Annotated in this window: 2 pseudogenes; one reads left to right on the top strand and one right to left on the bottom strand. The window is 42.6% G+C overall.

The features are described from left to right. Positions 1-297 precede the first annotated feature (297 nt). Positions 298-1,482, top strand: a pseudogene (locus tag CDG77_RS34685) (helix-hairpin-helix domain-containing protein); the annotation flags it as partial. A 381-nt stretch (positions 1,483-1,863) separates the two neighbouring features. Here the strand turns inward: CDG77_RS34685 and CDG77_RS34680 are convergent. After that, positions 1,864-2,057: pseudogene (locus CDG77_RS34680) on the bottom strand (hypothetical protein); the annotation flags it as partial.

The following is a 2,057-nucleotide window of genomic DNA, read 5'->3' as shown; positions in this document are numbered from 1 at the left end:
GTCGCTCATATTTCTGTGTCAAAAAACTCTCTGATGTTCTTTTACCACAGAATGTTAGTATTTTGGAGATGTCTAGTAGTTGAGTAGAATGTTGCAGTATGAGCGGTAGTTGTTAAATCTCAACAATCTGCCTTATTGAGAATAGACTAAAATAGAGGTTCAGATCGAACAATCATAAATCAAAAGTTTCGAGGATATCTTATCCCGAGCTCCTAATACCGGGCATCTTGCTTAGTATTTATGTACTATAATTAGCTGACTTCCAATATTATAATGTGCGGCATCTGATCATAAGCAATGTCCACTCCTCCTAATCTTTCCCCTCAACAAGTAAGCGCCTTTCCTCAACACGAAACAATCACCGGAGTCGTAGAACGTTTAACTTTTTACTCTGCCGAATCAGGTTACACCGTGGCAAGGCTGACTCGCCCACGTAGCACCGAACTCACAACAATCGTTGGCAGCTTTGCTAACATTCAGCCAGGGCAGACCTTACAACTAACTGGTTTCTGGCGTGACCATCCGCAATTTGGCCCCCAGTTCCAAGTAGTCAACTACAAAGAAACCAAACCAGCTACTCTCACTGGAATTGAAAAATATTTGGGTAGTGGGCTGATTAAAGGTGTTGGCCCAGTAACAGCCAAGCGTATCGTCGCTCACTTCGGTTTAGAAACGCTCGACATCATCGAAAATCAGATTGAACGACTGATTGAAGTCCAGGGTATTGCCAAAAAGCGGATCACTCTCATCAAAAATGCTTGGTCAACTCAGAAAGCTATCAAAGAAGTCATGGTGTTTCTTCAAAGCCACGGCGTTTCAACCACTTATGCAGTCAAGATTTACAAACAATACCAAGACAAAGCGATCGCTACAGTAACCCATAACCCCTACCAGCTAGCAGCCGATATCTATGGGATCGGTTTTCTGACTGCTGATAAAATTGCCCGTAACTTGGGAGTTGCACCTGATAGCGAATTCAGATATTGTGCTGGACTTGTCCATGCTTTGAGTGAAGCTGCTGAAGATGGACATTGTTACTTACCACAGGCAGAACTAATTGAGTCAGTAATTAAACTGTTGACTACTGAGGAACATCAGCCAACAGAAGAGGCAATGGCTCAAACTATCAAAGACATGGCTCTGAAAGATGAGCTAATCAGAGAGAAAATTCCAGACCAAACCCTGCTGTGCTACAAACCAACTTACTTTCATACTGAACAAAACCTAACACAACTGATATCTGGGCGCTTGAGCCAGCTCATTGCACAAGATATTCCCCGTGTCCGTGCCTGGATTGAGCGCTTTACTGCTAGCCATAAAATTCAACTCTCACCACAGCAACAGTCTGCTGTAGAAATGGCTGCATATTCGAGGGTGATGATTCTTATAGGTGGCCCTGGCGTAGGAAAAACTTTCACCACCCACACGATAGTCAGTTTATGGAAAGCGATGGGTAAATCTATTGCAATGGCAGCACCCACTTTATCTTTTGAGAGTGGTGGTAGCGTCTCTTCATGAAAGGCATCGCTTGAGGAATGTGCTGAGGATGTAGCATCAAGGTAAGTAATTATTATGATGAATTACGCGATTAAATGAGTGCGGACAGTTACGGTTTACCTCGATGAAAGGCAGATATGAGTAATACAGAGCGCCGTTGTTGCGTGAATCGGCCAAACGGTGAAGACCAAAACCTAGTATAAAGTTCGCAATTGGAACCCTTTGAGATTCTGTTCTGTGGAGAGCAACTTGCTCATCTTATGGTTTCAAACATCTTTTAAGGGCTATGAAGTTAATACAGCAAGCACTTTAGCTCTCTTGTCGCCCCCTGAAGTCAAAGCAGCTTGAAAGATTCCAAATTTCAAATCAAATCGGGTTAGTGTTAGTGATTGGAGAACTTTTCACCCAAATATTCCGACTGTTATAAAAATCACCACGCTGTTCTAATGTAAACCCACCCAGCAATAGTCCTAACCATACTTTTACCATCGGCATTTGCAACACACGTTGCAGTTTAACTAAAGAAATCTCATCTTTGACATTTATCAGATGGTTAGCGA

The sequence above is a fragment of the Nostoc sp. 'Peltigera membranacea cyanobiont' 213 genome, assembly GCF_002245975.1.
In the GTDB taxonomy this organism is placed as follows: Bacteria; Cyanobacteriota; Cyanobacteriia; order Cyanobacteriales; family Nostocaceae; genus Nostoc.
The sequence above is the reverse complement of the archived record's forward strand: the minus strand, read 5'-3'. Positions and strand labels throughout refer to the sequence as shown.